Source organism: Glutamicibacter sp. BSL13, from assembly GCF_052928425.1.
In genome coordinates this window covers 1-26,302 of record NZ_JAVGCZ010000030.1, presented here as the reverse complement: position 1 = coordinate 26,302, position 26,302 = coordinate 1, and the positions used below count along the sequence as shown (strand labels likewise).

22 protein-coding genes are annotated in these 26,302 nt (G+C 63.4%); 10 read left to right on the top strand and 12 right to left on the bottom strand.

The genetic code is table 11. The features are described from left to right. The first annotated feature begins 163 nt into the window (after positions 1 to 163). Complete coding sequence (locus tag RCJ92_RS07690; protein ID WP_054821128.1) at positions 164 to 463, top strand: type II toxin-antitoxin system VapB family antitoxin; 300 nt, start codon at positions 164 to 166, stop codon at positions 461 to 463. 91 nt (positions 464 to 554) lie between these two features. Then, complete coding sequence (locus RCJ92_RS07685) at positions 555 to 1,196, top strand: LytR C-terminal domain-containing protein (RefSeq protein WP_446754246.1); 642 nt, start codon at positions 555 to 557, stop codon at positions 1,194 to 1,196. A 39-nt stretch (positions 1,197 to 1,235) separates the two neighbouring features. On the opposite strand, the gene RCJ92_RS07680 is transcribed toward RCJ92_RS07685, so the two are convergent. Beyond that, entirely contained in the window at positions 1,236 to 1,889 is a 654-nt protein-coding gene (locus RCJ92_RS07680; protein ID WP_138925537.1) for a DsbA family oxidoreductase, read from the bottom strand. A gap of 28 nt (positions 1,890 to 1,917) precedes the next feature. Next, on the bottom strand, positions 1,918 to 3,264 hold the full coding sequence (locus RCJ92_RS07675; protein ID WP_446754251.1) for an amino acid permease: 1,347 nt from the start codon (positions 3,262 to 3,264) through the stop codon (positions 1,918 to 1,920). 269 nt (positions 3,265 to 3,533) lie between these two features. Between RCJ92_RS07675 and RCJ92_RS07670 the strand changes: the two genes are divergently transcribed. Then, positions 3,534 to 4,190 carry a YoaK family protein gene (locus RCJ92_RS07670; RefSeq protein ID WP_138925538.1) on the top strand — a complete coding sequence of 219 codons (657 nt, stop codon included), beginning with the start codon at positions 3,534 to 3,536 and terminating at the stop codon, positions 4,188 to 4,190. Positions 4,191 to 4,203: 13 nt separating this feature from the next. On the opposite strand, the gene RCJ92_RS07665 is transcribed toward RCJ92_RS07670, so the two are convergent. The 4 genes from RCJ92_RS07665 to RCJ92_RS07650 all read right to left on the bottom strand — a co-directional run bounded on the left by RCJ92_RS07665 (position 4,204) and on the right by RCJ92_RS07650 (position 9,736). Then, positions 4,204 to 5,304, bottom strand: a complete 1,101-nt coding sequence (locus RCJ92_RS07665; RefSeq protein WP_446754245.1) for an alpha/beta hydrolase — start codon at positions 5,302 to 5,304, stop codon at positions 4,204 to 4,206. Positions 5,305 to 5,514: 210 nt separating this feature from the next. Next, the gene (gene aceB, locus RCJ92_RS07660) at positions 5,515 to 7,152 is read right to left on the bottom strand and encodes a malate synthase A (RefSeq protein WP_446754244.1); all 1,638 of its coding nucleotides are present in this window, start codon (positions 7,150 to 7,152) and stop codon (positions 5,515 to 5,517) included. Positions 7,153 to 7,281: 129 nt separating this feature from the next. Next, positions 7,282 to 8,583, bottom strand: a complete 1,302-nt coding sequence (gene aceA / locus RCJ92_RS07655; protein ID WP_446754243.1) for an isocitrate lyase — start codon at positions 8,581 to 8,583, stop codon at positions 7,282 to 7,284. A 541-nt stretch (positions 8,584 to 9,124) separates the two neighbouring features. After that, a complete protein-coding gene (locus RCJ92_RS07650; RefSeq protein ID WP_446754242.1) occupies positions 9,125 to 9,736 on the bottom strand; it encodes a HutD family protein in 612 nt (203 codons plus the stop codon). 203 nt (positions 9,737 to 9,939) lie between these two features. On the opposite strand from RCJ92_RS07650, the gene RCJ92_RS07645 reads away from it, so the two are divergent. After that, positions 9,940 to 11,457: a helix-turn-helix domain-containing protein gene (locus RCJ92_RS07645; RefSeq protein WP_396278590.1), complete on the top strand. Its 1,518-nt coding sequence runs from the start codon at positions 9,940 to 9,942 to the stop codon at positions 11,455 to 11,457. A gap of 419 nt (positions 11,458 to 11,876) precedes the next feature. Next, positions 11,877 to 12,647 (top strand): alkaline phosphatase family protein, encoded by a 771-nt coding sequence (locus RCJ92_RS07640; protein WP_446754241.1) that lies wholly within the window; start codon positions 11,877 to 11,879, stop codon positions 12,645 to 12,647. A gap of 89 nt (positions 12,648 to 12,736) precedes the next feature. On the opposite strand, the gene RCJ92_RS07635 is transcribed toward RCJ92_RS07640, so the two are convergent. From RCJ92_RS07635 to RCJ92_RS07620, 4 genes are all read right to left on the bottom strand, one after another. Further along, positions 12,737 to 13,405 (bottom strand): alpha/beta hydrolase family protein, encoded by a 669-nt coding sequence (locus RCJ92_RS07635; RefSeq protein WP_446754240.1) that lies wholly within the window; start codon positions 13,403 to 13,405, stop codon positions 12,737 to 12,739. A 137-nt stretch (positions 13,406 to 13,542) separates the two neighbouring features. Further along, positions 13,543 to 13,947, bottom strand: a complete 405-nt coding sequence (locus RCJ92_RS07630; protein ID WP_446754239.1) for a hypothetical protein — start codon at positions 13,945 to 13,947, stop codon at positions 13,543 to 13,545. 646 nt (positions 13,948 to 14,593) lie between these two features. Beyond that, positions 14,594 to 17,137, bottom strand: coding sequence for an ATP-dependent Clp protease ATP-binding subunit (locus RCJ92_RS07625; protein ID WP_446754238.1), 2,544 nt, complete (start codon positions 17,135 to 17,137; stop codon positions 14,594 to 14,596). A gap of 116 nt (positions 17,138 to 17,253) precedes the next feature. Then, a complete protein-coding gene (locus RCJ92_RS07620; RefSeq protein WP_054820487.1) occupies positions 17,254 to 17,946 on the bottom strand; it encodes a response regulator in 693 nt (230 codons plus the stop codon). A gap of 314 nt (positions 17,947 to 18,260) precedes the next feature. On the opposite strand from RCJ92_RS07620, the gene RCJ92_RS07615 reads away from it, so the two are divergent. Both RCJ92_RS07615 and RCJ92_RS07610 read left to right on the top strand, forming a co-directional pair. Further along, positions 18,261 to 19,451 (top strand): sensor histidine kinase, encoded by a 1,191-nt coding sequence (locus RCJ92_RS07615; protein WP_446754237.1) that lies wholly within the window; start codon positions 18,261 to 18,263, stop codon positions 19,449 to 19,451. Between the two features lie 341 nt (positions 19,452 to 19,792). After that, complete coding sequence (locus tag RCJ92_RS07610; protein ID WP_138925550.1) at positions 19,793 to 20,413, top strand: malonic semialdehyde reductase; 621 nt, start codon at positions 19,793 to 19,795, stop codon at positions 20,411 to 20,413. Positions 20,414 to 20,494: 81 nt separating this feature from the next. Here the strand turns inward: RCJ92_RS07610 and RCJ92_RS07605 are convergent, their stop codons facing one another. Continuing rightward, positions 20,495 to 21,688 carry a hypothetical protein gene (locus RCJ92_RS07605; RefSeq protein WP_446754236.1) on the bottom strand — a complete coding sequence of 398 codons (1,194 nt, stop codon included), beginning with the start codon at positions 21,686 to 21,688 and terminating at the stop codon, positions 20,495 to 20,497. A gap of 362 nt (positions 21,689 to 22,050) precedes the next feature. On the opposite strand from RCJ92_RS07605, the gene RCJ92_RS07600 reads away from it, so the two are divergent. Then, the gene (locus tag RCJ92_RS07600) at positions 22,051 to 23,328 is read left to right on the top strand and encodes an NAD(P)/FAD-dependent oxidoreductase (protein ID WP_446754235.1); all 1,278 of its coding nucleotides are present in this window, start codon (positions 22,051 to 22,053) and stop codon (positions 23,326 to 23,328) included. Positions 23,329 to 23,480: 152 nt separating this feature from the next. On the opposite strand, the gene RCJ92_RS07595 is transcribed toward RCJ92_RS07600, so the two are convergent. Then, positions 23,481 to 24,329, bottom strand: a complete 849-nt coding sequence (locus RCJ92_RS07595) for an NAD(P)H-binding protein (RefSeq protein WP_175419288.1) — start codon at positions 24,327 to 24,329, stop codon at positions 23,481 to 23,483. Between the two features lie 153 nt (positions 24,330 to 24,482). On the opposite strand from RCJ92_RS07595, the gene RCJ92_RS07590 reads away from it, so the two are divergent. Together RCJ92_RS07590 and RCJ92_RS07585 are read left to right on the top strand one after the other, a co-directional pair. After that, positions 24,483 to 24,899, top strand: a complete 417-nt coding sequence (locus RCJ92_RS07590; RefSeq protein ID WP_054821624.1) for a LexA family protein — start codon at positions 24,483 to 24,485, stop codon at positions 24,897 to 24,899. After that, positions 24,889 to 26,214 carry a Y-family DNA polymerase gene (locus tag RCJ92_RS07585; RefSeq protein WP_446754234.1) on the top strand — a complete coding sequence of 442 codons (1,326 nt, stop codon included), beginning with the start codon at positions 24,889 to 24,891 and terminating at the stop codon, positions 26,212 to 26,214. Before RCJ92_RS07590 ends, RCJ92_RS07585 begins: the two co-directional genes overlap by 11 nt. Positions 26,215 to 26,302: the final 88 nt, after the last annotated feature.

The following is a 26,302-nucleotide window of genomic DNA, read 5'->3' as shown; positions in this document are numbered from 1 at the left end:
TCTGCGTGATTACTGGGGCATACTGCCCGGCGACGGCACGCGGGGGCGCTGTGTAGAGGACAACGAGTCGCTCCGCCGGGGATATGGTAACCCACGCGGGGGCGGCTGGCCGCATCCGTTGCGTTGCGGGTCTGGGCCGACAGCGGTTTTCTATGCTGGAGGGGTGATTTTTAAAGCAGTAGGAGAGCAGCGCCCCTATCCAGAGCATCAGATGCGCAGCACCCGGGACTGGAGCGCGATTCCCCCGCAGCAGGTGCGCCTGGAGGAGCTAACCACCACAAAGCGGACCCTGGACCTGGAAGCCCTGTTGGCCGAGGACTCGACGTTCTTCGGGGATCTGTTCCCGCACGTGGTGCGCTGGCAGGGCAACCTGTATCTGGAGGACGGGCTGCACCGCGCCGTGCGCACCGCCTTGCACCACCGTTCGATAATGCACGCCAGGGTGTTGAACCTGGACGAGTAGCCGGTAAGCTACAGGTCACACAGGGCATCGACGCCGCCCCGGCCAGGCCGGCCACTACGGAGCGCGGCGCGCGGGCCCGGAAAGGTGGGCCATGAGCGGCGAGCAGGAACCCCAGGACGCGAACACCTGGCATGGGCAGCGGATTGTGGGGGAGGATGAGCTGTCCTTCCAGTCCGACGCCCAGGCCAAACGGCGCCGCCGCCGGCGGCAGAACGCCGTGTTCGGCGCGCTCAGCGCACTGGTGGCCGTCGTGCTGGTCGTGGCGCTGCTGGTGTTCACGCAGAAGATCCAGCTACCCGGGCAGCGGCAGACCCCGGCCGCCGCCGACCAGCAGCAGCCGATTGCCAACCCCGAATGCCCGCAGCGTGACTTCACCTACCTGGATCCGAGCGAGGTCGAGGTGCGGGTGCTGAACGCGGGCGGGCAGAACGGCCTGGGCGGCAGCACCGCACAGAAGCTGTCCCAGCGCGGTTTTCAGATTGCGCTGACCACCAGCGCGGTCAGCGACTACGCGGACACGGTGGGCGCGGTGGTTTCCGGCCCGCAGGGCTATGCGCAGGCGCTGACCCTGCAGCGGCACTTGGATGGGGCCGTGTACGTGTTCGACAAGGACAAGCGCGGGGCGCAGGTGGACTTTGAAATCGGTGCGAAGTTCGCCGAAATGACCAAGACCCGGCGCCTGGACAAGACGCCGGGTCCCCTGCGGTGTGCCGCGTCGGCGGCGAAGAAGTAGAAGAAGCCGGACGGCAGGGCTGCCGGCGGTCTCCTGCCGCTAGGCCTGCTCGGCACGCACCTGGCGCAGCGCCTGGACAAAGTTCTCGGCCGGCTGCGCCCCGGAGATCCCGTACTTGCCCTCCAGCACGAAGAACGGCACCCCGCTGATGCCCAGCTGGCGGGCTTGGTCGATGTCGGCTCGCACCTCATCGGCGTGGGCATCGGTTTCCAGCACGTCCAGCGCCTGGGAACGATCCAGGCCCACCGCGGCGGCCAGGTCGGCCAGGGTTTCCCGGTCGCCGGTGTCCAGACCGCGCTCGAAGTGCGCCGAGAGCAGCGCCTCCTTCATCGCCGAGCCCTGCCCCTGCTGCTTGGCGAACTGAAGCAGCCGCAGCGCGTTGAACGAATTGGCCGGACGCAGTTTCTCAAAGTCGTAGGACAGCCCCTCACCGGCGGCCTGGTCGGTGACGTGCTCCAGCATGCCCTGCACCTGCTCGGCCGGCATTCCCTTGACCTCGCTGAGGTACTGAAGTTCAGTGCCCGCATAATGCTCGGGCAGGCTCGGGTCCAGCTGGAAGGCGTGCCAGTGCACGTCGACCTGGTCGGCAAAGTCCAGCTGCTGCAGCGCGGACTCGAAGCGGCGCTTGCCGATGAAGCACCACGGGCAGGCGATGTCGGACCAGATGTCCACGCGAAGACGTTGTTCACTCATGTCGGTGCCAACCCGGGGCCGGGCGGGCTTATTCCCGGCCGCTGCCCGAGGGGGCGTCCACCGCCTGCGCGGCCGGGGCCTTGACCAGCAGCTTGTAGCTGATGCCCAGCAGCACCAGCCAGCCGGCGCCCACGTAGAGCGCGACCCGGGTTTCGGCGCTCAACGCCAGCAGCACCACCACAAAGCCCATGAACGCCAGCGCCGCCCAGGCGCTCAGGCTGCCGCCGGGCACCTCGAACGCGTTGCGCTTGCCGCCGGTGCGTCCCATTTCACGGCGCATCGACAGGTAGGAGGCCAGGATCATCACCCACACCCAGACGGTGGCGAAGGTGGCCAGCGAGGCGATCATCAGGAACAGCTGCTCGGGCAGCAGCACGTTGAGCACCACCCCGATCACCAGCACCAGCACCATCACCAGCACGGTCATCCACGGCACCCCGTTGGCCGAGACCCGGGTGAAGGAGCGCGGGGCCAGGCCCTTCAGGGACAGGGCGTAGAGCATCCGCCCGGCGCCGAAGGTGTCCGCGTTGATCGCGGAGATCGCCGCGGTGATCACCACGAAGTTCAGTACGTGGGCGGCGGCCGGGATGCCCAGCGCGTCGAAGATCTGCACGAACGGGGAGGTGGTCCCGTCGATCTGGCGCCAGTCGAAGAGCATCATGATCACGGCCAGCGAACCGACGTAGAACAGCAGGATCCGCCACGGCACCGTGTTGATCGCGGCGGGCACCGCCCGGGCCGGGTCATCGGCCTCCCCGGCGGTGATGCCGATGGTCTCGATGCCGCCAAAGGCGAACATCACCACGGCGAAGGAGAGCAGCAGGCCGGTAAAGCCGTTGGGGAACAGGGTGCCGGCGGCCAGCAGCGTGTCCAGGCCCGGGGCGGTGTCCTGCCCGGGGGCGTGGAACCCCAAGACGATCAGCGCGGCGCCGGCCACAATCATCGCCACGATCGCACTGACCTTGATCACCGCCAGCCAGAATTCGGTTTCCCCGAACACCTTGACCTTCATCAGGTTGATCACCAGGATCAGCAGCACCACCGCCGCCACCCAGATCCAGCGCGGGACCTGCGGAAACCAGAAGCCCATGTAGATGCCGAACGCGGTGACGTCGGCGATCGCCACGATCGCCATCTCAAAGGTGAATGTCCAGCCGGTGACGAATCCGGAAAAACGCCCCAGGTAGCGCGCGGCGTAGTGCGCGAAGGAGCCGGAGACCGGGTGCTTGACCGCCATCTCGCCCATGGCGCGCATCACCACGAACACCGCGGCGCCGCCGATCATGTACGCGAAGAGCACCGCCGGCCCGGCGGCCTGGATGGCGGCCGAGGAGCCGTAGAACAGCCCGGTGCCGATGGCCGATCCCAGGGCCATGAAGCGGATGTGTCGGGCATTCAGGCCCCGGGCGAGGGCCTGCTGGGTTTCACTCACGGTGCGAACTCGGTTCCTGGTTGGCTAGATTGGAGTCGGTGACGCGCCTACCGCGCACCGCTCTGCCGGCCTTGCGCCGGCACCTGCGCGGCGGTGGACGTCGAACCGTGAAAATCATACGCGCTGCCGCGCCCTTTTGGGTACTGATGTGGCGCAAGTCAATATGAGGTTGACCGCAGGCACGCGCCGGGGCCTGGGTGAAGGGGGAAGTGGTGGCCAGAAACCTGTCGTGGCGGGGAGTGTTCTTCGCCGGCGCGATCACGGCGATCGCCGGATTCGTGGACGGGGTAGGGTTCATCCACTACTCCGGGTACTTCCTGTCGTTCATGTCCGGCAACTCCACCCGCTCCTCGGCGGCGCTAGCCGGCGGGGATGTGACCGGGTGGTGGCTGGCGATGGCGTTTGTCTCCTGCTTCGTGCTCGGGGTCATCCTGGCCACGCTGGTCGGCGCCCGGGCCCGGGTGCACCGCCGGCCGATCGTGATGTACATTTCCGGGGCCCTGCTGGTGGTAGCGGCGCTGCTCGGCGAGCGCGGGCAGGTGCTCACCGCCTGCGTGCTGGCCAGTGCGATGGGGGCGGTGAACGTGAGCTACACCCGCTCCGGGGAGGTGTCGATGGGGCTGACCTACATGACCGGCACGCTGGTCAAGCTCGGCCAGCAGCTGGCGGCGGCGCTCAGCGGCGGGAACCGGGGGATGTGGGCGCCCTACGCGGTGCTGTGGGCGATGATCACCCTGGGCTCGCTTCTGGGGGCGATCAGCTACCTGGCGTTCGGGCTGGCGGTGCTGTGGATCGCGGCCGCGGCGATGCTGCTGTGGGCCACCCTGGGGCTGAACCATGAGCGGCGGCAGCGCGCCCTGCGCCCCTAGCCGCAGCCGAGCACTACCTTGCCCCCGGCTGCTGCCCGGCCCCATCCGGTGGCGTGGCCGCGGCGCTGCGCCGGGCGGCGGTGTCCTCGGTGACCCTGCGGGCCAGCGCCTGCAGCCGGGACCCGGCCATCCGGTGGCGCTGGGCATCCAGCCAGGAGCCAACGGCCAGGTAGGCGCGCTGGCGCACCCGGGGCACGGAGAGGAAGATGTCGTGCAGCGCCCCGTCCAGGCGCAGCAGGGACAGGTTGGCGCCCAGGTCCACACTGCGCCGGGCCACCACCTGAACGTTCAGGGCCACATCCGCGCGGGTGGCGTCCGGGGTCCAGCGCGGCAGCAGGTAGTCGCGGGCGGAGAGCAGCACCAGCACCGGCTGCTGCAGCTCCAGGCCCTTGGCCACGGTGGCCTGGGCACGGAACACGGCGTTGACGAACCCGGTGGTGATCCGAAACCCCTGCGGGGGACGCCACTGCAGGTTGTAGTCCCATTCCCCGTCGTAGGCGCTGGAGACGCTGCGGGTGTAGAACCCGGGGTCCACCCGCGGCAGTTCCCGCAGCGGGTTCAGCCGCGAGCCGGCGGCGAACAGCGCGGAGATTGCGGTGCGCCCGAACTCGGTGGCCTGGAATTCCAGCCAGGGGCTGTTGAGCACCAGCGCATCCACCTTTTGCGGGTTCTGCGCCGCGTACAGGGATGCGGTCAGCCCGCCGGTGGAATGCCCCAGCAGCACTACCCGGTTCTGCGGGTGTTCGGCGCTCATGATCCGGTGGGCGGCATCCAGTTCGGCGAAGTATTCCTGCAGGTCCGTGATGTATCCCGGTGTGCTTTGCGCGGTGAGGTTGCGCCCGTAGTTGCGCAGGTCCACCGCGTAGAAGTCCGCCCCGGCGGCGCTGAAGAACTCGGCCAGCTCGCGCTGGAAGAAGTAGTCGGACCAGCCGTGCAGGTAGAGCACCGAGTGCCCGCGCAGCACTCCGCCCACGGTGCGGCGCCAGCGGGCCGGACGGCGCCGGATGAGGGTGGCCTGCTCAGCGTCGGGCAACGGCAGCACCCGGCACTCAAAGTCCTCGCCGAGCACGTCAGCGGTCCATCCCTGCCCTTGCCGGTCCCATTCTGCTCCCATGCCTCCAGCATAGGCGCTGCCCGCCTCCGGTCCCGCCGCCCCCGGTGCCGGCGCCTAGCTGCAGCGCCCGGGCACAGCACAGCGGCACCCGCCGCAGATTCCTGGGGCCCCGGCCCGCCTCGCCCCCGATTCGGGCAACAGTGCCGGAACCGGGAACTTGGGGGCCGAAACCTGGTGGAATGCTGGCGGGTGCCGCAGGTCCTTGCGGGATTAGCTGGCCATCGCGTACTGGCGGGCCGGCTTGTCCAGGTAGCGCAGGTAGGCGTTGGAGGTCAGGAACGTCGGGAAGTCGTCGCGCAGCGAGCAGGCCTCGAAGATCTCCATGGCCTCCTCAAAGCGGTCACCTTCGAAACGCTCAATCTTCTCCATGGTTTCCTCGGCCAGTTCGCTCACCCAATGCCGGGTGACCACTTCGCCCTCGTCGGTGATCGCCGACTGGTGGATCCACTGCCACAGCTGGGAACGGGAGATCTCCGCGGTGGAGGCGTCCTCCACCAGGTTGCGGATGGTCACCGCGCCGTTGCCGCGCAGCCAGGACTCGATGTAGCGGATGCCGATCTCCACATTGTCCCGGATCCCGGTTTCGGTGATGCGCCCACCCAGCCCGGAAACGTTCAGCAGCTCGGAGGCCGAGGGCTGCACATCCTCCCGCAGCCTGGAGACCTGGTTCGGGTTCTCGCCCAGCACGTTGTCGTAGGCCTTCATCGCCACCGGCACCAGGTCCGGGTGCGCCACCCAGGAGCCGTCAAAGCCCTCGGCCGCCTCACGGGACTTGTCCGCGTTGACCTCGGCGAAGCCCTGCTCGTTGATGCGCGGATCCTTGCGGTTGGGCACGAACGCGCTCATCCCGCCGATCGCCAGCGCCCCGCGGCGGTGGCAGGCGCGCACCAGCTGCTCGGTGTAGGCCCGCATGAACGGGCTGGTCATGGTCACCGAGTCACGGTCGGGCATCACGAAGCGGGCGCCGCGGGAACGGAAGTTCTTGATGATCGAGAAGATGTAGTCCCAGCGTCCGGCCACCAGGCCGGCCGAGTGGTCGCGCAGCTCGTAGAGGATCTCCTCCATCTCAAACGCGGCGGTGATCGTCTCGATCAGCACGGTGGCGCGGATGGTGCCCTGCTCGATGCCCAGCAGGTCCTGGGCCAGGATGAACACGTCGTTCCACAGCCGCGCCTCGGCGTGGTTCTCCAGCTTCGGCAGGGAGAAGTACGGGCCGCGCCCGGCGGCGATCAGGCGCTGGGCGTTGTGGAAGAAGTGCAGTCCGAAGTCCACGAACGCGCCGGCGATCGGCTTGCCGTCGATGAGCATGTTCTTCTCCGGCAGGTGCAGCCCACGGGGGCGAACCACGATGGTGGGCAGCTCGCGCAGCTCGGTGCTGTGCGGGGTGAGCACGGTGCCCTCCACGGTGGTGTAGTCAATGGTCCCGTCCAGCACCCGGCGCAGGTTCACCTGGTTCTTGATGACGTTCGCCCAGGTGGGGGAGCACTGGTCCTCCATGTCGGCCATCCACACCTTGGCGCCGGAGTTCAGTGCCCTGATGGTGGACTTGCGGTCGATGGGGCCGGCGATCTCCACGCGGCGGTCCTCCAGGCCCGGCGCGGCCGGGGCGACCTGCCAGCTGTTGTCTTCGCGGATATGGCGGGTGGAATCCAGGGACTTCGGGTCGTGGCCGTTGGCGATGCGGGCCCGGTTCAGCTGGCGGCGCTGCATCAGTTCCACCCGGCGGGATTCAAATGCCTGGTGCAGCTTGGCGATGAAATCCAGTGCGTCGGCGGTCAGGATCTGTTCCTGGTAGCGCACCGGGGAAGCGGTGATGGACACGGTGTTCAAAGTGATTGGGGAGTTCATGGCTGCATATCCTTAAAGACTTAATGGCTGGTGGGGCCCGTGGGCCCCGGCAACCGCTGACGACTGGTGTTGAGTTTGTCGGCTGCCGGGGCGTTTCAGACCCCACCAAGGCTCGAAAAGTGAGCCGGTTTAGTGGAATTGGCCTTCTTCGGTGGATCCCACCAGGGCCAGGGTCGAAGCGTTCGGGTTCAGGGTGGTCGAGATGTCATCGAAGTATCCGGTGCCGACCTCACGCTGGTGCCGGGTGGCGGTGTAACCGCGGTCCTCGGCGGCGAACTCGCGCTCCTGCAGGTCGACGTAGGACTTCATGCCGTCCCGGGCGTAGCCGTGGGCCAGGTCGAACATCGAGTAGTTCAGGGCGTGGAAGCCGGCCAGGGTGATGAACTGGAAGCTGAAGCCCATGGCGCCCAGCTCGCGCTGGAACTTGGCGATGGTCGCGTCGTCCAGATGCTTCTTCCAGTTGAACGACGGCGAGCAGTTGTAGGCCAGCATCTGATCCGGGAACTCGGACTTGACCGCTTCGGCGAACCGACGGGCCACTTCCAGGTCGGGGGTGCCGGTTTCCATCCAGATCAGATCCGAGTAGGGCGCGTAGGCCTTGGCCCGAGCGATGCACGGCTCGAGACCATTCTGCACCTTGTAGAAGCCTTCCGCGGTGCGCTCGCCGGTAATGAACTGCTGATCGCGTTCATCCACGTCCGAGGTGATCAGGGTGGCGGCCTCTGCATCGGTACGGGCGATGACCACGCTCGGGGTGCCGGCGACGTCCGCTGCCAGGCGGGCGGCGTTCAGGGTGCGGATGTGCTGCTGGGTGGGGATCAGGACCTTGCCGCCCAGGTGGCCGCACTTCTTCTCGCTGGCCAGCTGGTCTTCCCAGTGCACGCCTGAGGCGCCAGCCGTAATCATCGACTTCATCAGTTCGTAGGCGTTCAGCGGCCCTCCGAAGCCGGCTTCGGCGTCGGCGACGATCGGAACCAGCCAGTCCTCGACGGTCTTGATGTCTTCGGAAAATTCGATCTGGTCGGCGCGCAACAGGGCATTGTTGATGCGACGCACCACCTGCGGCACCGAGTTGGCTGGGTACAGCGACTGGTCCGGGTAGGTGTGGCCCGAAAGGTTGGCATCCGCGGCGACCTGCCAGCCGGAAAGGTAGATGGCCCGCAGTCCGGCCTTGACCTGCTGGACCGCCTGGTTGCCGGTCAGGGCGCCCAGTGCGTTCGTGTAGCCGCCGGTCGGGGTTTCTTCAGTCAGCTGCTTCCACAGCTTTTCCGAACCGCGTTTGGCCAGGGTGTGCTCCTCCTGGACCGTGCCCTGGAGCTTGACGACTTCTGCTGCCGAGTAGTCACGGGTGGTGTTGGACCAGCGTGGGTTGTTGGCCCAGTCGTTCTCCAGGGCTGCAATCCGGTTCTCGGTGGTGTTCTGCTCGGTCATGTCCTGCTCCTTTGTCAGCTTGTGTCCGTCGCCGGTGATGCTCCGGTGGACTTCCTCGTGACAACTACTTTTCCCCAATGGCAAGGGGGTCGGTAGATCTTTTTCGTGGAAAGATTCAAAGGTCTTCTTTCTACCGAAAATAAGTTCGTTCTTCCCTTGACTATGACTCACTTCGTTGAAAATTGTCGTTTTGGGGCGTGATGTGCTGAAAGAAGTGCAGAATTTGCCGCGTAGTTGAGATGAGGTGCGGGTGATCCGAGGAGCGGATGATTTGAAGCGCTCGCTTCTCATTTCAAGGTGAGTAGGAAAAACGGAGAGCTTCTTGCCCTTTGGTGCTGAAAAGACTTCAAGGACCAGTGCGCGCGGGCGGCCGAATCTCAGTGTTGCCGGTGCCTTTACGGCTCTGGACAAGGCCGGTCCTATTTCGACGAGCGCATGTCGGCGCGGTGAGGCATGGGTGCCAAAAAAGAGTGCTTTTTAAGAAAATGACCGGGCGCGCTCGATGACTGTGTAGCAGTGCGCGGCAGTTCCCGGGGTGAAACTAGCTGTTGCTCGGATCGAATGAGACTACGGCCAGAATGCCGCGGCCGCTGATTCGAACCCCTGAGCTGTCCCCGCCGATAACCGTGTCGCGCAACTGCAGGTCGGCCTCGAAGCCTTGCGCAGCGAGCGCGTGGGCCTTGCCCTGCACGAGGATCCCGAGCTGCCCGTCGAACAAGTGCTGGTCGTACTTCTTGGACAGCTCGACAATGCGCACCGTCGCCCGCGCCGCGTCGGGACGGTGGGCCACGTGAATCAGCAGGACCTCTTCGTTCGGCTGGCTCAGCCCAACCGGAGCTGCTGCGGTAAAGGGGAATGGGCGCAGGGGCTCAAGACCCTGGGCGGCATCGTCCACGGTTAGCTGTAGAAATTCGCCGGAGATGAGGGTTAGTACCTCGCGCCAGCCCTGGGTATCGTATTCGCCGGCGCCAAGTACCGATCGGATGGAGAGGCGCCACTGAGCGTCCTTTGCCGGACTGGCCGCCAAGGTTCCCTGATCCGTGAGGATCCCCGAGGCGATCAGGCGTTCCTGGCCCAGCTTCCACTGTTTTTTGTCGGTGCGGGCTAAAGGGAGAACGCTGCCCGGGGCCAGTTGTGACGACGATTCGCTCATGTATCGAGTCTACTGGCCGAGCGTTGCTGAGCTTCGGGGAATAGTGTGGGCAGGAGGTGAGGGGCGGCGCGGGAGGTTGACTTCCAGTGGCGCTCGGACGACTTGGGTGAACGAGCTCAGTTGAAAGAAGCATGGTTTTTGAGTAGCTCGGGGGAGCTGCTGGCGCTCGGGTGCGCGTTATTTGCTGGATTTAGGGAGAAGAAATTCCGTTCTTCGCCTACACTAGAAATGTGACTGCTACCACTTGGAACCGTAATTGGCCGGCAGATAATGCCGAAGCTCACGGAGATGACGCCGAACTGGATGCGATTGCGCTGGGTCGGCGCATCCGTCACGTGCGCAAAACCAAGGGGCTGACTCTGGATGATGTGTCAGAGATTGTGAACACTGCCCCAAGTCAGCTGTCGCTGATCGAGAACGGTAAACGTGAACCCAAGCTCTCGCTTTTGAAGTCCATGGCAAAGGCTCTGGATGTGGGGGTTGATGATCTACTGGGGTCCGAGCCTCCGTCGCGACGTGCTGCCCTGGAAATCGAATTGGAGCGGGCGCAGCGTGGCCCGCTATATGCGGCCTTGGGTTTGCCGAAAGTCCGCATCGGTTCGCGTCTGCCAATGGATGTTCTTGAATCGCTTGTGGGATTGCAGGCGGAATTGGAGCGAAGGCTGAATGAGCAGGCGGCTACCCCGGAAGAGGCCCGCCGCGCCAACACGAAATTGCGTGAAGAAATGCGCCAACGCAACAACTACTACAAGGAAATCGAGCAGGAAGCAGCCGGGGTTCTGCGGGCCGTGGGACATTCTGGGGGTCCACTCTCCCAGCACAAAGCCGCGGATATCGCCGAGCACCTTGGGTTTAGCCTTCGCTACGTAGGAAACCTTCCGCATTCCACTCGATCGGTGACAGACCTCAAGAACCATCGCATTTACCTTACCCAGGCTGCCCGGGCAGATCATGATCCGCGTTCCGTGCTGCTCCAGGCGCTGGGACACTATGTATTGGGCCATGAAACTCCTACCGATTACGCCGACTTTCTCTCTCAGCGCGTGGCCACCAACTATTTCGCGGCGGCCCTGATGATGCCCGAGAAGGAGACCACGGCGTTCCTGCAGAAGGCAAAGAGCGAACGCGAGCTGGCAGTGGAAGACATTCGTGATGCCTTTGCGGTTTCCTATGAGTCCGCGGCCCACCGCTTTACAAATCTGGCAACCGAGCACCTTGGTATCACCTGCCATTTCCAGAAGGTCCACGAGACCGGAATCCTGCATAAGGCGTACGAGAATGACGGCGTGAATTTCCCCTCCGACCATACGGGGGCCATTGAAGGTCAATCGATCTGCCGCTACTGGACCAGTCGAGTCGTGTTTGATGTGCCCGATAAGTTTCGAGCCTTCGAGCAGTTCACGGATACGGTCAAGGGCACCTATTGGTGCACCGCTCGAACCGAGCGGCATTCCTCCGGGCTCTATTCCTTGTCCATCGGAGTTCCCTTCGAGCACGTGAAGTGGTTCCGCGGTCGAGATACCAAGGAGCGGTGCCAGTCGAAATGCCCGGATGAAAACTGTTGCCGACGTCCTCCCGCCGATCTGTCCTCGGTATGGTTTGGCAACGCGTGGCCGGCAACCAGGGCCAACACCCATCTGCTGGCGGCCATGCCCACCGGCGCTTTCCCGGGGGTGGATGAAACCGAGGTGTACCGCTTCCTCCAGCAACAGGAGGGGTAGTTTCTCTCCAGGGGGCGGGTAGGCAGGAAGTCCGAACCGGCGGTGATTCCCGGAGCCAAGGCGGCGCTCATGAGAGCGCCGCCTTTCTTGCGCGTACTTGCTGCCTCAAACCGGCGGGGCCAGGACGGAGGAGGCATCCCAGAAGTCTGCCTGGGTGGGCAGCGGAGGGCTGCTTCGTGCATTCCGCTTCAGGCATTCTCGGACTTCTTCATGTAATAAAACGTAGGTGACTCGCGAGTATTGATTGAAAAGTATCAACTGAATAGCAGTGTGACACGGGTCATAGTCGCAGACTATGGCTCTATCAGAACTTCGCGTCTTCCGAGGTGCTCTGGGCTCAACCAAGCTTGGAAGCAGTACGACGCAACAAAGACCGCGTCACACCCCACTTGGGGAGCACCGCTTAAGAAGGAGACATCATGGCCCAGACAACGTTCACCGTCAACGGACGCGACTACGTCCACGCAGGGACCCCGGTCGTCGTGATCTGCATTGACGGCAGTGAGCCGGCCTACCACGAGGAAGCCATCAAGGCGGGGCGCATGCCGTGGCTGCAGTCCCTGCTGGAATCGGGCGGCAGCTCCTGGAACGCGCACTGCGCCATCCCCACCCTCACCAACCCGAACAACATGTCCATCGCCACCGGCCACCCGCCGGCAGTGCACGGGATTTGCGGCAACTACATTCTGGACCCGTCCACGGGTGAAGAAGTTCTAATGAACGACCCGAAGTTCCTGCGTGTGCCCACGGTCTTCGCCGCGGCCAACGCCGCAGGCCTGGATGTGGCGATTGTAACCGCCAAGGACAAGCTGCGCCGCCTGTTGGCCACCGGAATCACTCAGGCCGGCCTGGATCCGGAAGGCAGCGGAGAGTACGTCGATCCTCCGCGCACCGGGGTTTGCTTCTCCGCTGAGAAGGCCGACACCGCCTCGGTGGAGGAAAACGGCATCGACAACGTGCTGGAGCTGGTCGGAATGGACCTGCCGGATGTGTACTCGGCTGAACTGAGCGAGTTCGCCCTCGATGCGGGCGTCAAACTGCTCGAAACCCGTTCGCCGGACCTGATGTACCTGACCCTGACCGACTACATCCAGCACAAGAACGCGCCGGGCACCGAGGTCGCCAATGACTTCTACGCAATGGTCGACAAGTCCAGCCGGGAACTGCGCACCGTCACTTCCGGTTCCTGACCTACTTTCTGACCTGGAACGGCCCGACCCGGCTTCTGCCGGGTCGGGCCGTAAACACATTCTCTGGTTTTCCCATTGGGACGTAGGAATTAGTGGGTGGGGAGGATGCTGTCGATGAACCTGAGGACAGGCTCCGCGAGCTGTGCCCCATCTTGCTCGACCGTACGCCCGGAGTATGCCGTCTTGAAGGAATGATCGCCGCCTTCGATCCAATGCAGTATTGCCCTTGCGCGAAGTTTTCCGACCACATCCTCGAGCAGCTGCGGTGTTGCAAAAGGGTCCTTGGTTCCCTGCAAGAACAACATTGGGGTGTCCAGACCGTACAGATGCTCATCGCGCAGTTTTTCGGTCTTCTTTGGTGCGTGTAGCGGATAGCCAAGGAAGACGAGGCCTGGAGTCTGCATCCCTTCGGCCACCGCTGCCGACGCCATGCGCCCACCGAAGGATTTGCCAGCGGCGAATACGGGAAGGCCCGCGGCAAGATTTTCAGCGACCCATTCCCTTACCTGTTTCCACACTTCTACTGCTCGGGGAGCGCGGTCCGGAAACTTCTTGCCCGCATCCATGTATGGAAAGTTAAAGCGCAGCGTGCTGATCCCAAGCCCGGGCAACACAGTGGCAAACCCGGACATAAACGGGTGGTCCTTGCCCGCGCCTGAACCGTGAGCGACGATGAGAAGCGCCTTAGGATCCGCGGCTGGATCCCAGAGCGCGCTCACGGTCTCGCTGTCGAATGGAATTCGTAGTTCTTCGCTCATGTGGTTAACCCTATGTGGAAGCATTGACGTCGTAAGGTCGTGGAGTAGAGCATTACTGGCTCCATTGCTCGCGCGTTCCCGTGCTGGATTCCTTCCCGTTTTCAGTTTTTACATCCAACTTCTCCACGTCCTCACTACTATGAGCCTTCTTGTTGATCTTCAGAAGCATGTTGCCGGAGACAGAAGCAACACCGGGGATTCTTGCAGTGTCGTAGGTATTGTTTTGCCATTTTCCGTCCGCCAAAGGTCACCAAGAGCTCTCCGCGTGCGGGCGCCTCAACGGATGCAATGTACGCGTGAGGATCGGTGGGAATGCAGGACCGATAATCCTCCAATTTCTTGATGCTCTTTCCGCAGAAGGACTCGTACGTATCATTCATGCTGCCGAGCCACTGCACGTATTCTTCTTCGGCCCAACTCTTCAGGTCGGCCGGATCCGCTCCGGTGCGCGCACGAGAGTAGGTTCCGCTTTTTGTTCCGTCCTCTGTCGTGAAAGTGACGGCTTCCAGCTCGGGAGAGGATTCTCCGATGCTCTCGAACATAACTAGTCCCATGACGCGTAGCTCATCCTCAGCGGTTTGGTAGCTCTGGAACATGCCGTCCGAATTGAACCGATAGGAATTCTCTAGGTAGACAGTGATATATCCCGGTTCGTTAACTTTCCATGAGTTGATGAGGTTATAGGGCGGAAGAAACCCCTTAACGGACTTGATCCCTGAATTCTCTACTCACATGGCTATCTTTTCGTCCGCCCACTGCTGGGTGGCAGCTGCCGTGGCAGGGGAGGTACTCGGACGTGACGATGCGGGCTCCTCCATCTGAATGGAGGATTTGTCTGGATTCGCTGTAGCGGCAGCAGTGGACGGTGCCGCCGACGAAGGCTGGGTGACCGCTTCAGCGCTCTTCTGCGGAACCGCTGCCGTGGAACAGCCGGTGAGCAGCAGCCCGGCAACAACAAGAGACAAGGGGATAGCTGCGCGCATGAGGCCTTCCAGGTCGGGTGATTCCCGATCAGTGTAGACCGGGACCTGATAAGGAACGAAACCTGTTTGGCCACCTTCTCGCCTCGTCTCGCCCCGCGGCTCTGTCCGCTGTTCCCGGCATAGCAAAACTGCCCCGCAGCCTTCGCACACAAGGTGAAAAAGACTGCGGGGCAGTTACAGCTAGCAGCTGGCTACCGCGTTCGGGTTAGACCCCGAAGTATTCGGCGGTGGTGGCGGCCGCCACCGGCTGGTCCTTGCCGACCGACAGTTTCCCGTCGACGACATCGACCAGAACGGTGTCGCCCTCGCCCAGTTCGTCAGCGACCAGCAGATCCGCGATCGCGTCGTGAACCCTGCGCTGCACCAGACGGCGCAATGGGCGGGCGCCGAACTCCGGATCGTAGCCCTCGGTTGCCAACCAGCTGGTGGCCGCATCGGTCACCTTCAGCTGCAGCTTCTGGTCGGACAGGTAGCTGCGGGTTTCCTCCAGCACCAGGGTCACGATCTGGGCGATCTCCTCCTCGCTGAGCTTGCTGAACAGCAGTACCTCATCCAGGCGGTTCAGGAACTCGGGGCGAACGAATTCGCGCACCTTGCCCATGACCTTTGCCCGGATGTCCGAGCGTTCGCTCTGCGCATTGGCGGAGGCGAAGCCCAGTGAACCGGTGCGGCTGGCCAGGTACTGGCTGCCCAGGTTGCTGGTCATCAGGATCAGCGTGTTCGAGAAGTCCACGGTCCGGCCCTGTGCGTCGGTCAGCCGTCCGTCATCGAGCACCTGCAACAGGACGTTGAAGATGTCCGGGTGGGCCTTCTCGATCTCGTCGAGCAGGATCACCGAGTACGGGTTGCGCCGCACCTTTTCGGTCAGCTGGCCCGGCTCGTCGTGACCGATGTACCCCGGAGGGGCACCGATCAGCCGTGCCACGGTGTGCTTCTCACCGTATTCGCTCATGTCGATACGGATCAGCGCATCGGACTTGCCGAACAGGTTCGTCGCAAGCGCCTTGGCCAGCTCGGTCTTACCCACGCCGGTCGGGCCCAGGAACATGAACGAGGCAATCGGACGGTTGGCGTTGGCCATGCCGGTGCGTGAACGACGCACCGCACGAGCCACCGCGGAGACCGCATCGTGCTGGCCGATGACCGAAGAATGCAATTCCTCTTCCAGTTTGGCCAGGCGCGACTTGTCATCCGAAGTGATCCGGGCGGCCGGGATGCCGGTCGAACGGGCAATGACCTCGGCGATCTGCTCCTCATCGACCACGCGGGTCACGCTCTTGCCACCGGTGGATTCCACCTGGCGGATCCGTTCGGTCAGCTCGGTGATGTGGTCGCGCCACGCACCGGCGTCCTCGAACCGTTCCTCCGCGATGGCCCGGGCCTTGTCCCGTTCGGAGTCAACCAGCTCGGAACGCAGCGCCTGGACATCCACGGTGCCGTCGGCGGCAATCGAGCGCCGGGCACCGGCAATATCCAGCAGGTCGATGGCCTTGTCCGGCAGCTGACGGTCGGTCAGGTAGCGGGCCGAGAGGCTCACCGCGGCCTGCAGGGCCGCGTCCGTGTACTGGACCTGGTGGTGGTCCTCGTAGGACTCCTTCAGGCCCTGCAGGATCTGCAGTGCATGCTCCTCGCTGGGCTCATTGACGGTGACCTTGCCGAAGCGGCGGGTCAGCGCGGCATCCTTCTCCACCTTGCGGAACTCGGAGAGGGTGGTGGCGCCGATCAGCCGCAACTCACCGCGGGCCAGCCGCGGCTTGAGGATATTGGCCGCATCCATGCTGCCCGATTCCCCGGCCCCCGCGCCGACCAGCAGGTGCATCTCATCGATGAACACGATGGTCTGGCCCTCGGCGCTGGCGATTTCCTCCAGCAGGGAGGTCAGGCGCTGCTCGAAGTCACCGCGGTAGCGGGTACCGGCGAGCATGCCCGGCAGGTCAATGGAGATCAGCCGGGTGCCCGAGATCTGCTCCGGCACCTCGTCGGCGACGATGGAACGGGCCAGGCCCTCGGCGATGGCGGTCTTGCCGACACCGGCTTCACCGATCAGCACCGGGTTGTTCTTGGTGCGCCGGGCCAGGATCTCAATGACCTGCTCCAGTTCCTGGTCGCGACCGATCACCGGGTCGATCTGCCCATCGGCAGCCAGTGCGGTCAAGTCGGTGCCGAAGCGCTCCAGCATCGACTCGTCGGATTCCTGTTGCTGTTCCTGCTGCCCCTGGCCGGCGGCACGCTGCGCCTGTTCGGCAGCGGCCTGCTGCAGGGACTGGGCGGTCACACCGTGCTCGGCCAGCAAGATTCCCACCGGGGACTCCGGGGAGAAGACAAAGGCCAGGAACAGGTGCTCCGGATCAATGTAGGTGGAGCCGTAGTTGCGGGCCACCTGGTAGGCGTCAAACAGGGAACGCTGGGCAGCGGCCGAGAGCCGGTTGGTCTTCTCGTTGCTTTCCGAGCGCTTGGGAAGACGCTGGTTGGCGGCAGCGGCCAGGGCCTCGAGGTCCACTCCCATGAACTTCAAGTGCGAGGCAACCGGTTCGGTATGCAGCAATGCCAAAAGCAAGTGCAAGGCATCGATTTCGTCGTGGCCGTCCTCGCTGGCAATAGTGGCAGCCCGTGAAACCACCTCATGAGTGCGTTGCGAGAGCAGACGGGTGATGTCGATCGGACGGGCTGATTGGGCTCGCGAAGAGAGGAACCGCGAAAGGAATTCCTCAAACGAGCCATCGGCGGATGAACCGAAGAACGCTGGCAAGTGAGCCTCCTGAAACTTGAGTGTTACGTACTCATGTTCAACGCTACAGATCGCCAACTATTCCCGAACACCGAAAATTGGTTCGAAAGTTATGCGCTTCACACGCTGGGGCGGCTTTAACGGTGCGGGGGGTCGATTTCTCGGGCGTTGAGATTCACCAGTTGGAGCTGGGTGGCCACGATCAGTGCCTGGACGCGGTCACGCACGCCAAGCTTGTGGAAGATTTTGGCCATATGCGATTTAACCGTCGTCTCGGCGACATCGAGGTATTTGCAGATTTCGGTGTTGTTCAGGCCTTGGGACAAGAGGGTGAGGATCTGCATCTCGCGGGCGGTGAGGCCCAGCTCGTCAGCGACACCTTCGGAGGAGGCGGGCGGGCTGTAGGCACGCTGCACGGCTGCGATCAGGTCCGTGGATACCGAGGGGGAGATGGCGGCGGTGCCCGAATGCACCGACAATACTGCCTGAACGATTTCCGCCGGTTCGGTATCCTTCACGAGGTACCCCGAGGCGCCAGCCAGCAGGACGGGCACCAGGTAATCGTCGGAGGAGAACGCGGTAATCGCCAGGATTGCCGTTTGCGGACTGTGGTGTTTGATCTGTCGGGTGGCCTCGACGCCGTCCATGATCGGCATCTGCAAATCCATGAGAACAACATCCACCTCGTGAGAGGAGCAGTAGCTTACTGCTTCCTGTCCATTTTGTACGGAATTTAATAACAAAATGGCATCGTCTGTTGCTAGGATTGTGCCCAAGGCACGCCGGATGAGCGGTTCGTCGTCCGCAATCAGAACTCTGACTTGCTCCATGGGTAATTCAACTTCCTTTGCGGGAACCGAAAAAGTGGCTGCTTAGTGTCGAAGTATATAAGTTCTAGCGTTGGGGATGGATTATGAAACTCGTATATGCAGCAGCTGCACTGGCCTTGGCTATCTCGCCAATTGCCGCCGTTCAGTCCGCCGCACCCGCCCAGGCCGCACCGGCCGTGGCACAGGCAGGACCTCCGGTGGCTTCGCCGGCCGGTTGGGCAACCGACTTCTCGAAGTGGGTCTGCAAGCGCTACGGAGTGTCTTGCTAATCAGCCTTTCGTTGGCTTACCGCTTAGGCCCGGTTTAGAGTGCGCATGAGTTTACGAACAAAATTGCACCTAAGCCGGGTCTTCGGCGGTAGGAACCTGATTATTTGGCTCGGAATACTCGCTCTCGCAGCTGTAACGCTTACCGAGATTGTAACGTTGCTACAGAACGGCATCGGAAACAGTGATGGGCGAGTGATCCGAGCTGCTGGCTTTGCGGTCCTACTTATAATCATTCTTGCTCTGGCTTACAGGTTTGTGTGGGCTTCCCTTGGCGCCTACATTGCGATGTTGTTTTTTGCCTTTGGCAATGGGGAACAATTACTTCTTCTTGTTGCTTCACTCGGTATTTTTACCGCCTTGGTCGCAAGCGTTGATTCTGCGCTCGTCCGAAACATCTACCTGTCATTGTTAGTGGTTTGGATGTTGCAGTTTGCCATCCGTGCTCAGGATGACGCAATCACGCTAGTCGTACAAATTCCCGTAGTTATTCTTGCTTTTATGACCTCACGCAGCATCTTTGTGCTGCTCGAGAAGAACCAGCAGAGCGTGAAACAGATGGAGAGACTGCGGGAGCGTACAGAGAACGCTATTCGTGATGAGCGCAAGAACATCGCGCGAGATCTTCATGACATCGTCGCCCACGACATCACCATCGTGGCGATGCAGTCAAAAGCCGCAAAATTTGCAAATGACGCTAATACGTCGCGTGAAGCGATCGACGTGATCTCTAAACTCAGTTCGGAAACCTTGCACGATCTACGGCTAATGCTTAATGTGCTCCGTAGCGACGGAACCATGAGTGATATCGGGGCAGATCTCAACGGGAAACCATCGGCAACTACCATCCAAGCCCTCCAGGGAGTAACGGTTTTCTCCCAGCGTCTCAGAGATGCTGGGTTCGACGTGGAGACTGACGTCGACGAACAAGAAATTACTGAATTACCACGCTCGGCACATACTGCCCTCTATCGAGTGATGCAGGAAGCAACTACCAACATCATCAAACATGCTGAGCCTGGTAGCCAATGCTCCATTTCGCTCAAACGCCGCGGAGACACTGCGGTGCTGCGCATGGTGAATCAAGTGATGACTAGCAAGAAGATCGCCACCAACGACGCGTTGTGGGGTGGCAGTGGTCTCATTGGCATGGAAGACCGCATGCGGGCTTTCGGAGGCCAATTTGAGGCCGGAAAGCATGCTCACCAGTGGATTTTGGTCGCTGAGATCCCCTTCTGACCCACCCCCTCCTACTTAAGTACTATTTCGCTTCACAGAATGACGGGTTAAGTTAGATATGTATCGGTGAAGACCGATCACCGCGGAAGACGAATGACGGGGTTTTGCGAGTGGCTCCTGATTTTATCCGCAGTGATTAAAAGGTACGTTGCGTGTACTACGGAGTGTAACTTTCTCGGTGATGTGCCCCCATCGCATGCCGTGTCCGAGAGTACATGCAACGTACCTTTTATAACGCCCAAACGCATTCTGCGTGTGCTTCCACTCACAATCGGTTGCACGGATCCCCAATGATGGCGAACTGTTGAGTTGTAAACGAATTCGCCCCTGAAGGAGACCCCGTGACCCAGCAGGCATATGCCACGGCCCACGACGCATACACCATCGATCCCGCAGCGATGGATCAGCTGTTTTTCGAAGCCCGCAGCGCTAATTCCTTCAGTGGCGAACCCGTATCCGATGAATCCCTCGAAGCCATTTACGATGCCATGAAGATGGGTCCGACGCTGATGAACAATCAGCCGCTGCGCATCAGTTGGATCAAGAGCGATGAAGCGCGCAACGCCATCGCCGCTACCATGTCCGGCTCAAATGCTGCCAAGGCGCTGGCGGCCCCGGCCCTGGCGGTGTTGTCCTTCGATCCGGAATGGCATGAACAGTTCCCCAAGTTCTTCCCGCACGCCCCGGAACGCAAGGCAATGTTCGAGGACGCCGAGTCTCGTGCCGCCGTGGGCAGCAGCAATGCCTGGCTGCAGGCGGGCTACTTCCTGATGGCTGTGCGCGCAGTAGGCCTGGCCGCCGGACCGATGGGTGGATTTGACCATGCAGCTGTGGACGCGGCCATTAACGAAGAAACGGGCCACAAGTCCTTCATGATCGTCAACGTCGGCAAGCCGGGCGCCAATGCCTGGATGGAGCGCCTGCCGCGCCATGAGGCGAAGTTCGCGGTGCGCAACCTCTAGCAAGAAGTACAGGTGGGGGCGCGGTCCATGTTCGGACCGCGCCCCCACCTGTATCAGACGTCCTGTTCGTGGGACTGTTTGCTAGTCCTGTTCTGGGGCCTCGGATTCGCCGCTGAGCAGCCGTTCGGATACCTTCTCCAGCGCGCGTTCCAGCGGGCCGCGAACGACTTCTGGCACCTCGATGAACTCGTCGATGACCACCAGGCCCTCGCGTTCGAAGCAGCGCAGCACGCGCTCAACTTCGGGTATGGTCGATTCCAGCTTGGGAATCAGGTGATGTTGTTCCTCGGGCAAGTCATCCTTGCCCGGTACTTGCAACGCGAACTCGGCACGCGGCTGGTTGGACGAGGCGGCATTGCTCAAGACGCCGGCCACCATCTCGGCCACCTCGCCTTGACCGGGAACCGCCAGAGCATTGGTGAGCACGTTGGAGAAGATAACTTCGGCGACGAGCTCCTTGATCAGCCGGGCGCCTGGGCCGGTGGCGGCGTTCAGGGCGTCCCGCAGGCTCTCGGTGGGCACTGCGTTGGGCGCATCGTAACGCAGCATGGCCGTTCCAATCAGGGCATCCCAGTAGGCCGAAAGCCGTGGAATCTGGCCGAGGGAGGAAACTGCCGTTCCATCGGCCGGTTCCCAATCCTTTACTGGGTCCGTGGCGGCCCCATCAATCCGCACGTCCATGCCCAAGGCCGCGGCGGCCTGCTGCAGCTGCTCGCCGTGCAGCACGCCACTGGGGTCTGTCGGCTGACCCGCGCCAACCCACGCCACCAGCTCCCGCGCGGCGAAGACCAGCGGCAACTGCTCCAGTGCGGCGTTGGCCTCGTCGTCCTCCATGAAGGGCACGACGATGGGGGAGTCTCCGGCCATGCGGGAAAGGAACTCGAAGCTGGCTTTGAAGTCCTCGACGCTGCCGCCGAAGTGGGCGCTTTGACCCAGGAAGACCAGGTACTGCTTCAGCAGCCCGGCGCTGGCCTTGAGCACTTCCTCACCCAACGAGCGCAGGTGCCCGAGTTGCTCACCCAGGGCTGTGGAATCCAGGGTTGTCACATCGACTTCCTTGCGCAGCTGCGCATGCACGGTCAGCAAGGTGGTCAGCCCCTCCAGCGCGGCGCGGGTTTCGGTGGCAGACTCGTGCTGGAAGTGGCGGTACAGGGCCTGCTTGAAGGGCTGCAGGGCCTGGCGGACCTCGGTTTCGAAGGGTACCGAGCTCGCGCCGGGGCGGCGCGCGGGGTGGCCCTGGGCGGTCTTCTTCTTGTGCGGTTTGCGTGATGCCATGACGGGCGCGCGGTCCTTTGCGTAGGTTGGCAGTAAGAATCTGATTCCAGTCTACGCAGGCGGTTCTTAGCCCCGATGGGCTCCATCGGCGGGCTGGAATTCCAAAACGTGGAAAACATCAGCAAAACATCGGTATTCGGAGCAGAGGCGGCAAAAGCCCCTTGAGCGCCGCAAATATTGCGGTATTTCCCAAGTTTTGCTCCAAAAAATTCAGTGTAGCTTGGAATGTGGTCTGGATCACCGTGGAATCTCCAGTCCGCGTTGCAATCGGGCGGCAAAACCGAGACAGTGAGTGCAAAGTTATTCCCTTGTGTCTTCAGGGGAAGTAAAAGATTTTCGTTGGTTTCCAAGGAGTGTGGATCATGGCCAAGGGTGCTGCCCCGGATCATGTAGTTATAGTCGGCGCGGGCTTCGTCGGCCTGTCGACCGCCTGGTACCTCCAGGAGCAGGGTGTGAAGGTCACGGTCGTAGACCGCGGCGGTGTCGCCTCCGGTGCATCCTGGGGCAATGCCGGCTGGCTGACCCCGGCCCTGACCCTGCCGATTGCAGAGCCCTCGGTCTTCACCAACGGGCTGAAGATGATGTTTGACCCGGCCTCGCCGCTGTACATCCCGCTGAAGGCCGACGCCAAGCTGATCCGCTTCCTGCTCGGCTTCGCCTGGCACAGCACCCCGAAGAAGTGGGAGCAGGCCATGCGGACCTTCTCCGAGATCGGCACCAGCGGCCTGGACGCCTTCGACGAGATTTCCGAATCCACCTCGGCCGGCCCGGGCGTGCACGAAACCACCACTCCGGCCAACCCGTTCCTCACCGGCTTCCGCACCATGGCGGACCGCGACGGGCTGCTGCACGAATTCGAGATGATCCACAAGACCGGTGGCAGCGTGGAATACGACCTGCTGACGGGCGATGAGCTGCGCGGCATCGAACCGACCCTGTCGGAGAACGTCGTGGCCGGCATTGCCATCAAGAACCAGCGCTTCCTGAACCCGCCGAAGTACATGGCTTCGCTGGCGGAGTCCGTTCAGGCCCGCGGCGGTGACATCATCGGCTCGTTCAACGTCACCGATGTGCGGGACAACGGCGGCTCGGTGACCGTCATCGGTTCCGAGGGCCGCGCAATCACCGCGGATCACGTGGTCATGGCCACCGGTGCCTGGATGAACGACCTGACCAAGAAGTTCGGCGTGAACGTCGTCGTGCAGGCAGGCCGCGGCTACTCCTTCACGGTCAAGCCGGAGCACATGCCGACCCACCCGATTTACTTCCCGGCACAGCGCGTGGCCTGCACCCCTCTGGGGGACCGCTTCCGCATCGCCGGCACCATGGAGTTCCGCGACGCCAACCACAAGCTCGAGCCCAAGCGCATCGAGGCCATTGTGGCGGCCGCGAAGCCGGTCTACACCGGCATCAACTGGGAGAACCGCCAGGAGGAATGGGTTGGCGGGCGTCCCTGCACCGCCGATGGCCTGCCGCTGATCGGGCAGACCAACTCCTCGCGCGTCTCCGTTGGTGGCGGACATGGCATGTGGGGCGTGGCCCTGGGTCCGCTGACCGGCAAGATCCTGGCCTCGCAGATCACCGGCCAGTCGGTGCCCGCGGTGGCCCGTCACTTCAACCCGTTGCGCAAGGGCTTCTAAGACCAGTAATCGGTCGAAGACCAACACGCATTCTGCCTCGCGGCCGGAGCCTCACCTTGGGGGATCCGGCCGCGAGGCCGTTTAAGAGCCCGGCCCCGAGGCTCGGGTCGCCCCGGAGCGCCGGGGCCGGGAACCTTCAAGGTGTTGCGCGGTCAGTGGTGGCGGCGACCGGAGCCGCGCAGGATGGCCCGGTATCCTTCCCGATAATTCGGGAAGGTCGGCTCCCAGCCGGTGGCGCGCAAGCGTGCGTTGCTCAGCCGCCGGTCGGCCCCACTGCCGGGGGCCTCCTCGCTGGCGGGTGGCAGCGTGGTGCCCAATAGGCCGGCCAGGTGCTCGTAGACCTCGGCCAGCTGGGCCGGCTCGTTGTCGGTGGCCAGGTAGAGCTCGTCGATATCGGAGCCAAAGTGCGCCAGATGCACCACGGCCTTGGCCAGATCGTCGCGGTGGACCCGGTTGGTCCACTGCGAGCTTCGCGGCAGGCGGGCCTTGCCCTCGCGCAGGGAGTCAATCAGCCGGGTGCGCCCCGGTCCGTAGATGCCCGAGGCGCGCAGGATCGTGACCGGCAGGGCTGAATCCAGCAGGTAGTCCTCGGTGCGGGCCAGGACCTTGGCGGTTTCCCGCCGCGGCTCCTTGGGGTGTTGCTCGGTGACCCACTGCCCGTCGTTGCCGGCGTTCACCGCCGTGGAGGAAATGTAGAACAGCCTGCGCAGCGCGGGAGCCTGTTGTTGCAGGGCGGTGACCAGGTGCCGTGCCGCCTGCAGATAGCTGTGCTCGTAGCCTGCGGCGTCGCGGCTGGCCGGGACCGGGGTGAACAGCACGACCTCGGTGTCCGGGTCGATTGGCGGCAGCTGCCCGCTGGCCACATCCACCTGCTGCCCGTGAAAGGTTGGCGGCAGCTTCTGCGGATTGCGCCGCCAGGCGGTGACATGGGCTCCGCGGGCCTGGAAGCGGAAACCGGCTTCCGTGCCCACGTCCCCGCAGCTGATCAGTAGTACCTTCACGAATGCGGCTCTCTTCCCCCGGGTGCAATCTTGGCAGGCGCGCCGGCCGACGGCCGTGGTGCGCGAATCCTGCCTGCTTACAGCATAGACACTGCGGCGTGTTTCCTTGCTAGAATCACAGTATTCGAATATGTGTACGAAAAGTGGTGGGCGATGGCTGCGAAGGATCCGCTGGTTCCCGAGGCCAGCAGCAGCGGGCCGGTCGGCGCGGTGCAGGCCATGGGGTTCCCCTCACCGGCGCGCGACTACTTCGACGGCGGGCTGGACCTGAACCGGCTGCTGATTACCGACCGCGTCTCCACATTCATCATGCGGGTCGCCGGAGGGGCGATGGTCTCCGCGGGGATCCATGACGGGGATGAAATCATCGTGGACCGCTCCCGCTCGGTCCAGCACGGCAGCGTGGTGGTGCTGAGCCTCAATGAGCAGATGCTGGTGCGCCGCTGGCAGGTGGAGCGGGGCCGGGTCGGGCTGCTCAGCGACGAGTCGGCCCAGCCGCAGTGGCTGGGTGAGCATGACGAGGTCGAGGTGTTCGGCGTCGTGACCAGGTGCCTGCATTATGTCCGCTGACCCATCCGCACAGGCCGGCGAGCACATCGCCCTGGTGGACGTGAACAACTTCTACGTTTCCTGCGAACGGGTTTTTGACCCCACCCTGCGCAACCGGCCGGTGGTGGTGCTGTCCAACAACGACGGGTGCGTGGTGGCCCGCTCCGCCGAGGCCAAGGCCCTGGGCATCACCACCGGCCAACCCTACTTCCAGGTCCGCGACCTGCAGCGCAGCCACGGGCTGGCGGTGCGCTCGAGCAACTACGAACTGTACGGGGACCTCTCGGCCCGGGTCATGGAGGTGCTGGCACGCTTCGGAACCTGGCAGGAGGTGTATTCCATCGACGAGTCCTTCCTGGGGTTGACCGGGTCCCTGCAGCAGGTGCAGCGCACGGCCGCGCAGATTAGGGCGGCCCTGCAGCGTTCGGTGGGGGTGCCGGTCTGCGTGGGGGTGGCCGCCACCAAGACGCTGGCCAAGTTCGCCAACCATGTGGCGAAGAAGAACCCCGGACTGCAGGGGGTCTGCGTGGAGCAGCTGATGGACCCGGAGGTGGTGGCGCGGATCAAGTCCCTGGTTCCGGTCACCGAGGTGTGGGGTGTGGGACGCAAAACCGGCAGGAAACTGGCCGGGATGGGCATCGTGAGCATCGCCGACCTGGCGGGCGCGGACCCGCAGCTGATCCGCAAGAGGTTCTCCGTGGTGCTGCAGCGCACCGTTTTTGAACTGGGCGGAACCCGCTGCATCGGCCCGGTGGAGGAGCGTGCCGACAAGGGGCAGGTGATGTTCACCCGTTCCTTCGCCCACCCGGTGACCAGCCGGGAGCAGATGCGCGAGGTGATGAGCTTCTACGCCCAAAAGGCCGCGGCGCGCCTGGCGCGGGAGGGGCGCTACGCCGCACTGCTGACGGTGATGGCCGGAACCAGCCGCTTTGCCGCCGGCCCGGCCTCCTTCCCCTCCACCCAGGTGCGTCTGCCGCAGGCGACCCGGGACCCGATCCTGATCACCCGGCTGGCGGTGCAGGCGATGGAGGGGCTGATGGAGCCCGGCACGGAGTATGTGCGTGGCGGGGTGATCCTCTCCGGGCTGAGCGACCGGCCCGAGGCCACGCAGCTGGACCTGCAGTGGCAGGACGCGGCACCGGCACCGCAGGGCGCCGGGGACAGCGGGGAAACACTGAGCCAGATGGTGCAACAGGTGACCGAGCGTTTTGGCAGCAAGGCGATCGGGCTGGGACGCAGCGGGCTGGCCGGGGATCCGGACTGGGCGATGCGCCGCGAGCACATGTCCCCGCGCTTCACCACGAACTGGGATGAGCTGCCCACGGTCCGGGCCTGAATCCGGTTGCCGCGCGGCCGGGGCCGGACGGGGGTGCCACAATGAGAGCATGAGGTTTCCCCGGCGTGCACCACAGTCCCTGGCCCTG

Excerpts from the sequence above, each read along its gene's own strand:
- RCJ92_RS07615 (WP_446754237.1), top strand. The coding sequence starts at position 18,261 with ATGAGTTTACGAACAAAATTGCACCTAAGCCGGGTCTTCGGCGGTAGG.
- RCJ92_RS07640 (WP_446754241.1), top strand. The coding sequence starts at position 11,877 with ATGGCCCAGACAACGTTCACCGTCAACGGACGCGACTACGTCCACGCA.
- RCJ92_RS07675 (WP_446754251.1), bottom strand. The coding sequence starts at position 3,264 with ATGGCCCTGGGATCGGCCATCGGCACCGGGCTGTTCTACGGCTCCTCG.
- RCJ92_RS07605 (WP_446754236.1), bottom strand. The coding sequence starts at position 21,688 with ATGGCATCACGCAAACCGCACAAGAAGAAGACCGCCCAGGGCCACCCC.
- RCJ92_RS07680 (WP_138925537.1), bottom strand. The coding sequence starts at position 1,889 with ATGAGTGAACAACGTCTTCGCGTGGACATCTGGTCCGACATCGCCTGC.
- RCJ92_RS07620 (WP_054820487.1), bottom strand. The coding sequence starts at position 17,946 with ATGGAGCAAGTCAGAGTTCTGATTGCGGACGACGAACCGCTCATCCGG.
- RCJ92_RS07650 (WP_446754242.1), bottom strand. The coding sequence starts at position 9,736 with ATGAGCGAATCGTCGTCACAACTGGCCCCGGGCAGCGTTCTCCCTTTA.
- aceA (WP_446754243.1), bottom strand. The coding sequence starts at position 8,583 with ATGACCGAGCAGAACACCACCGAGAACCGGATTGCAGCCCTGGAGAAC.
- RCJ92_RS07685 (WP_446754246.1), top strand. The coding sequence starts at position 555 with ATGAGCGGCGAGCAGGAACCCCAGGACGCGAACACCTGGCATGGGCAG.
- aceB (WP_446754244.1), bottom strand. The coding sequence starts at position 7,152 with ATGAACTCCCCAATCACTTTGAACACCGTGTCCATCACCGCTTCCCCG.
- RCJ92_RS07590 (WP_054821624.1), top strand. The coding sequence starts at position 24,483 with ATGGCTGCGAAGGATCCGCTGGTTCCCGAGGCCAGCAGCAGCGGGCCG.
- RCJ92_RS07635 (WP_446754240.1), bottom strand. The coding sequence starts at position 13,405 with ATGAGCGAAGAACTACGAATTCCATTCGACAGCGAGACCGTGAGCGCG.
- RCJ92_RS07665 (WP_446754245.1), bottom strand. The coding sequence starts at position 5,304 with ATGGGAGCAGAATGGGACCGGCAAGGGCAGGGATGGACCGCTGACGTG.
- RCJ92_RS07585 (WP_446754234.1), top strand. The coding sequence starts at position 24,889 with ATGTCCGCTGACCCATCCGCACAGGCCGGCGAGCACATCGCCCTGGTG.
- RCJ92_RS07630 (WP_446754239.1), bottom strand. The coding sequence starts at position 13,947 with ATGTTCGAGAGCATCGGAGAATCCTCTCCCGAGCTGGAAGCCGTCACT.
- RCJ92_RS07600 (WP_446754235.1), top strand. The coding sequence starts at position 22,051 with ATGGCCAAGGGTGCTGCCCCGGATCATGTAGTTATAGTCGGCGCGGGC.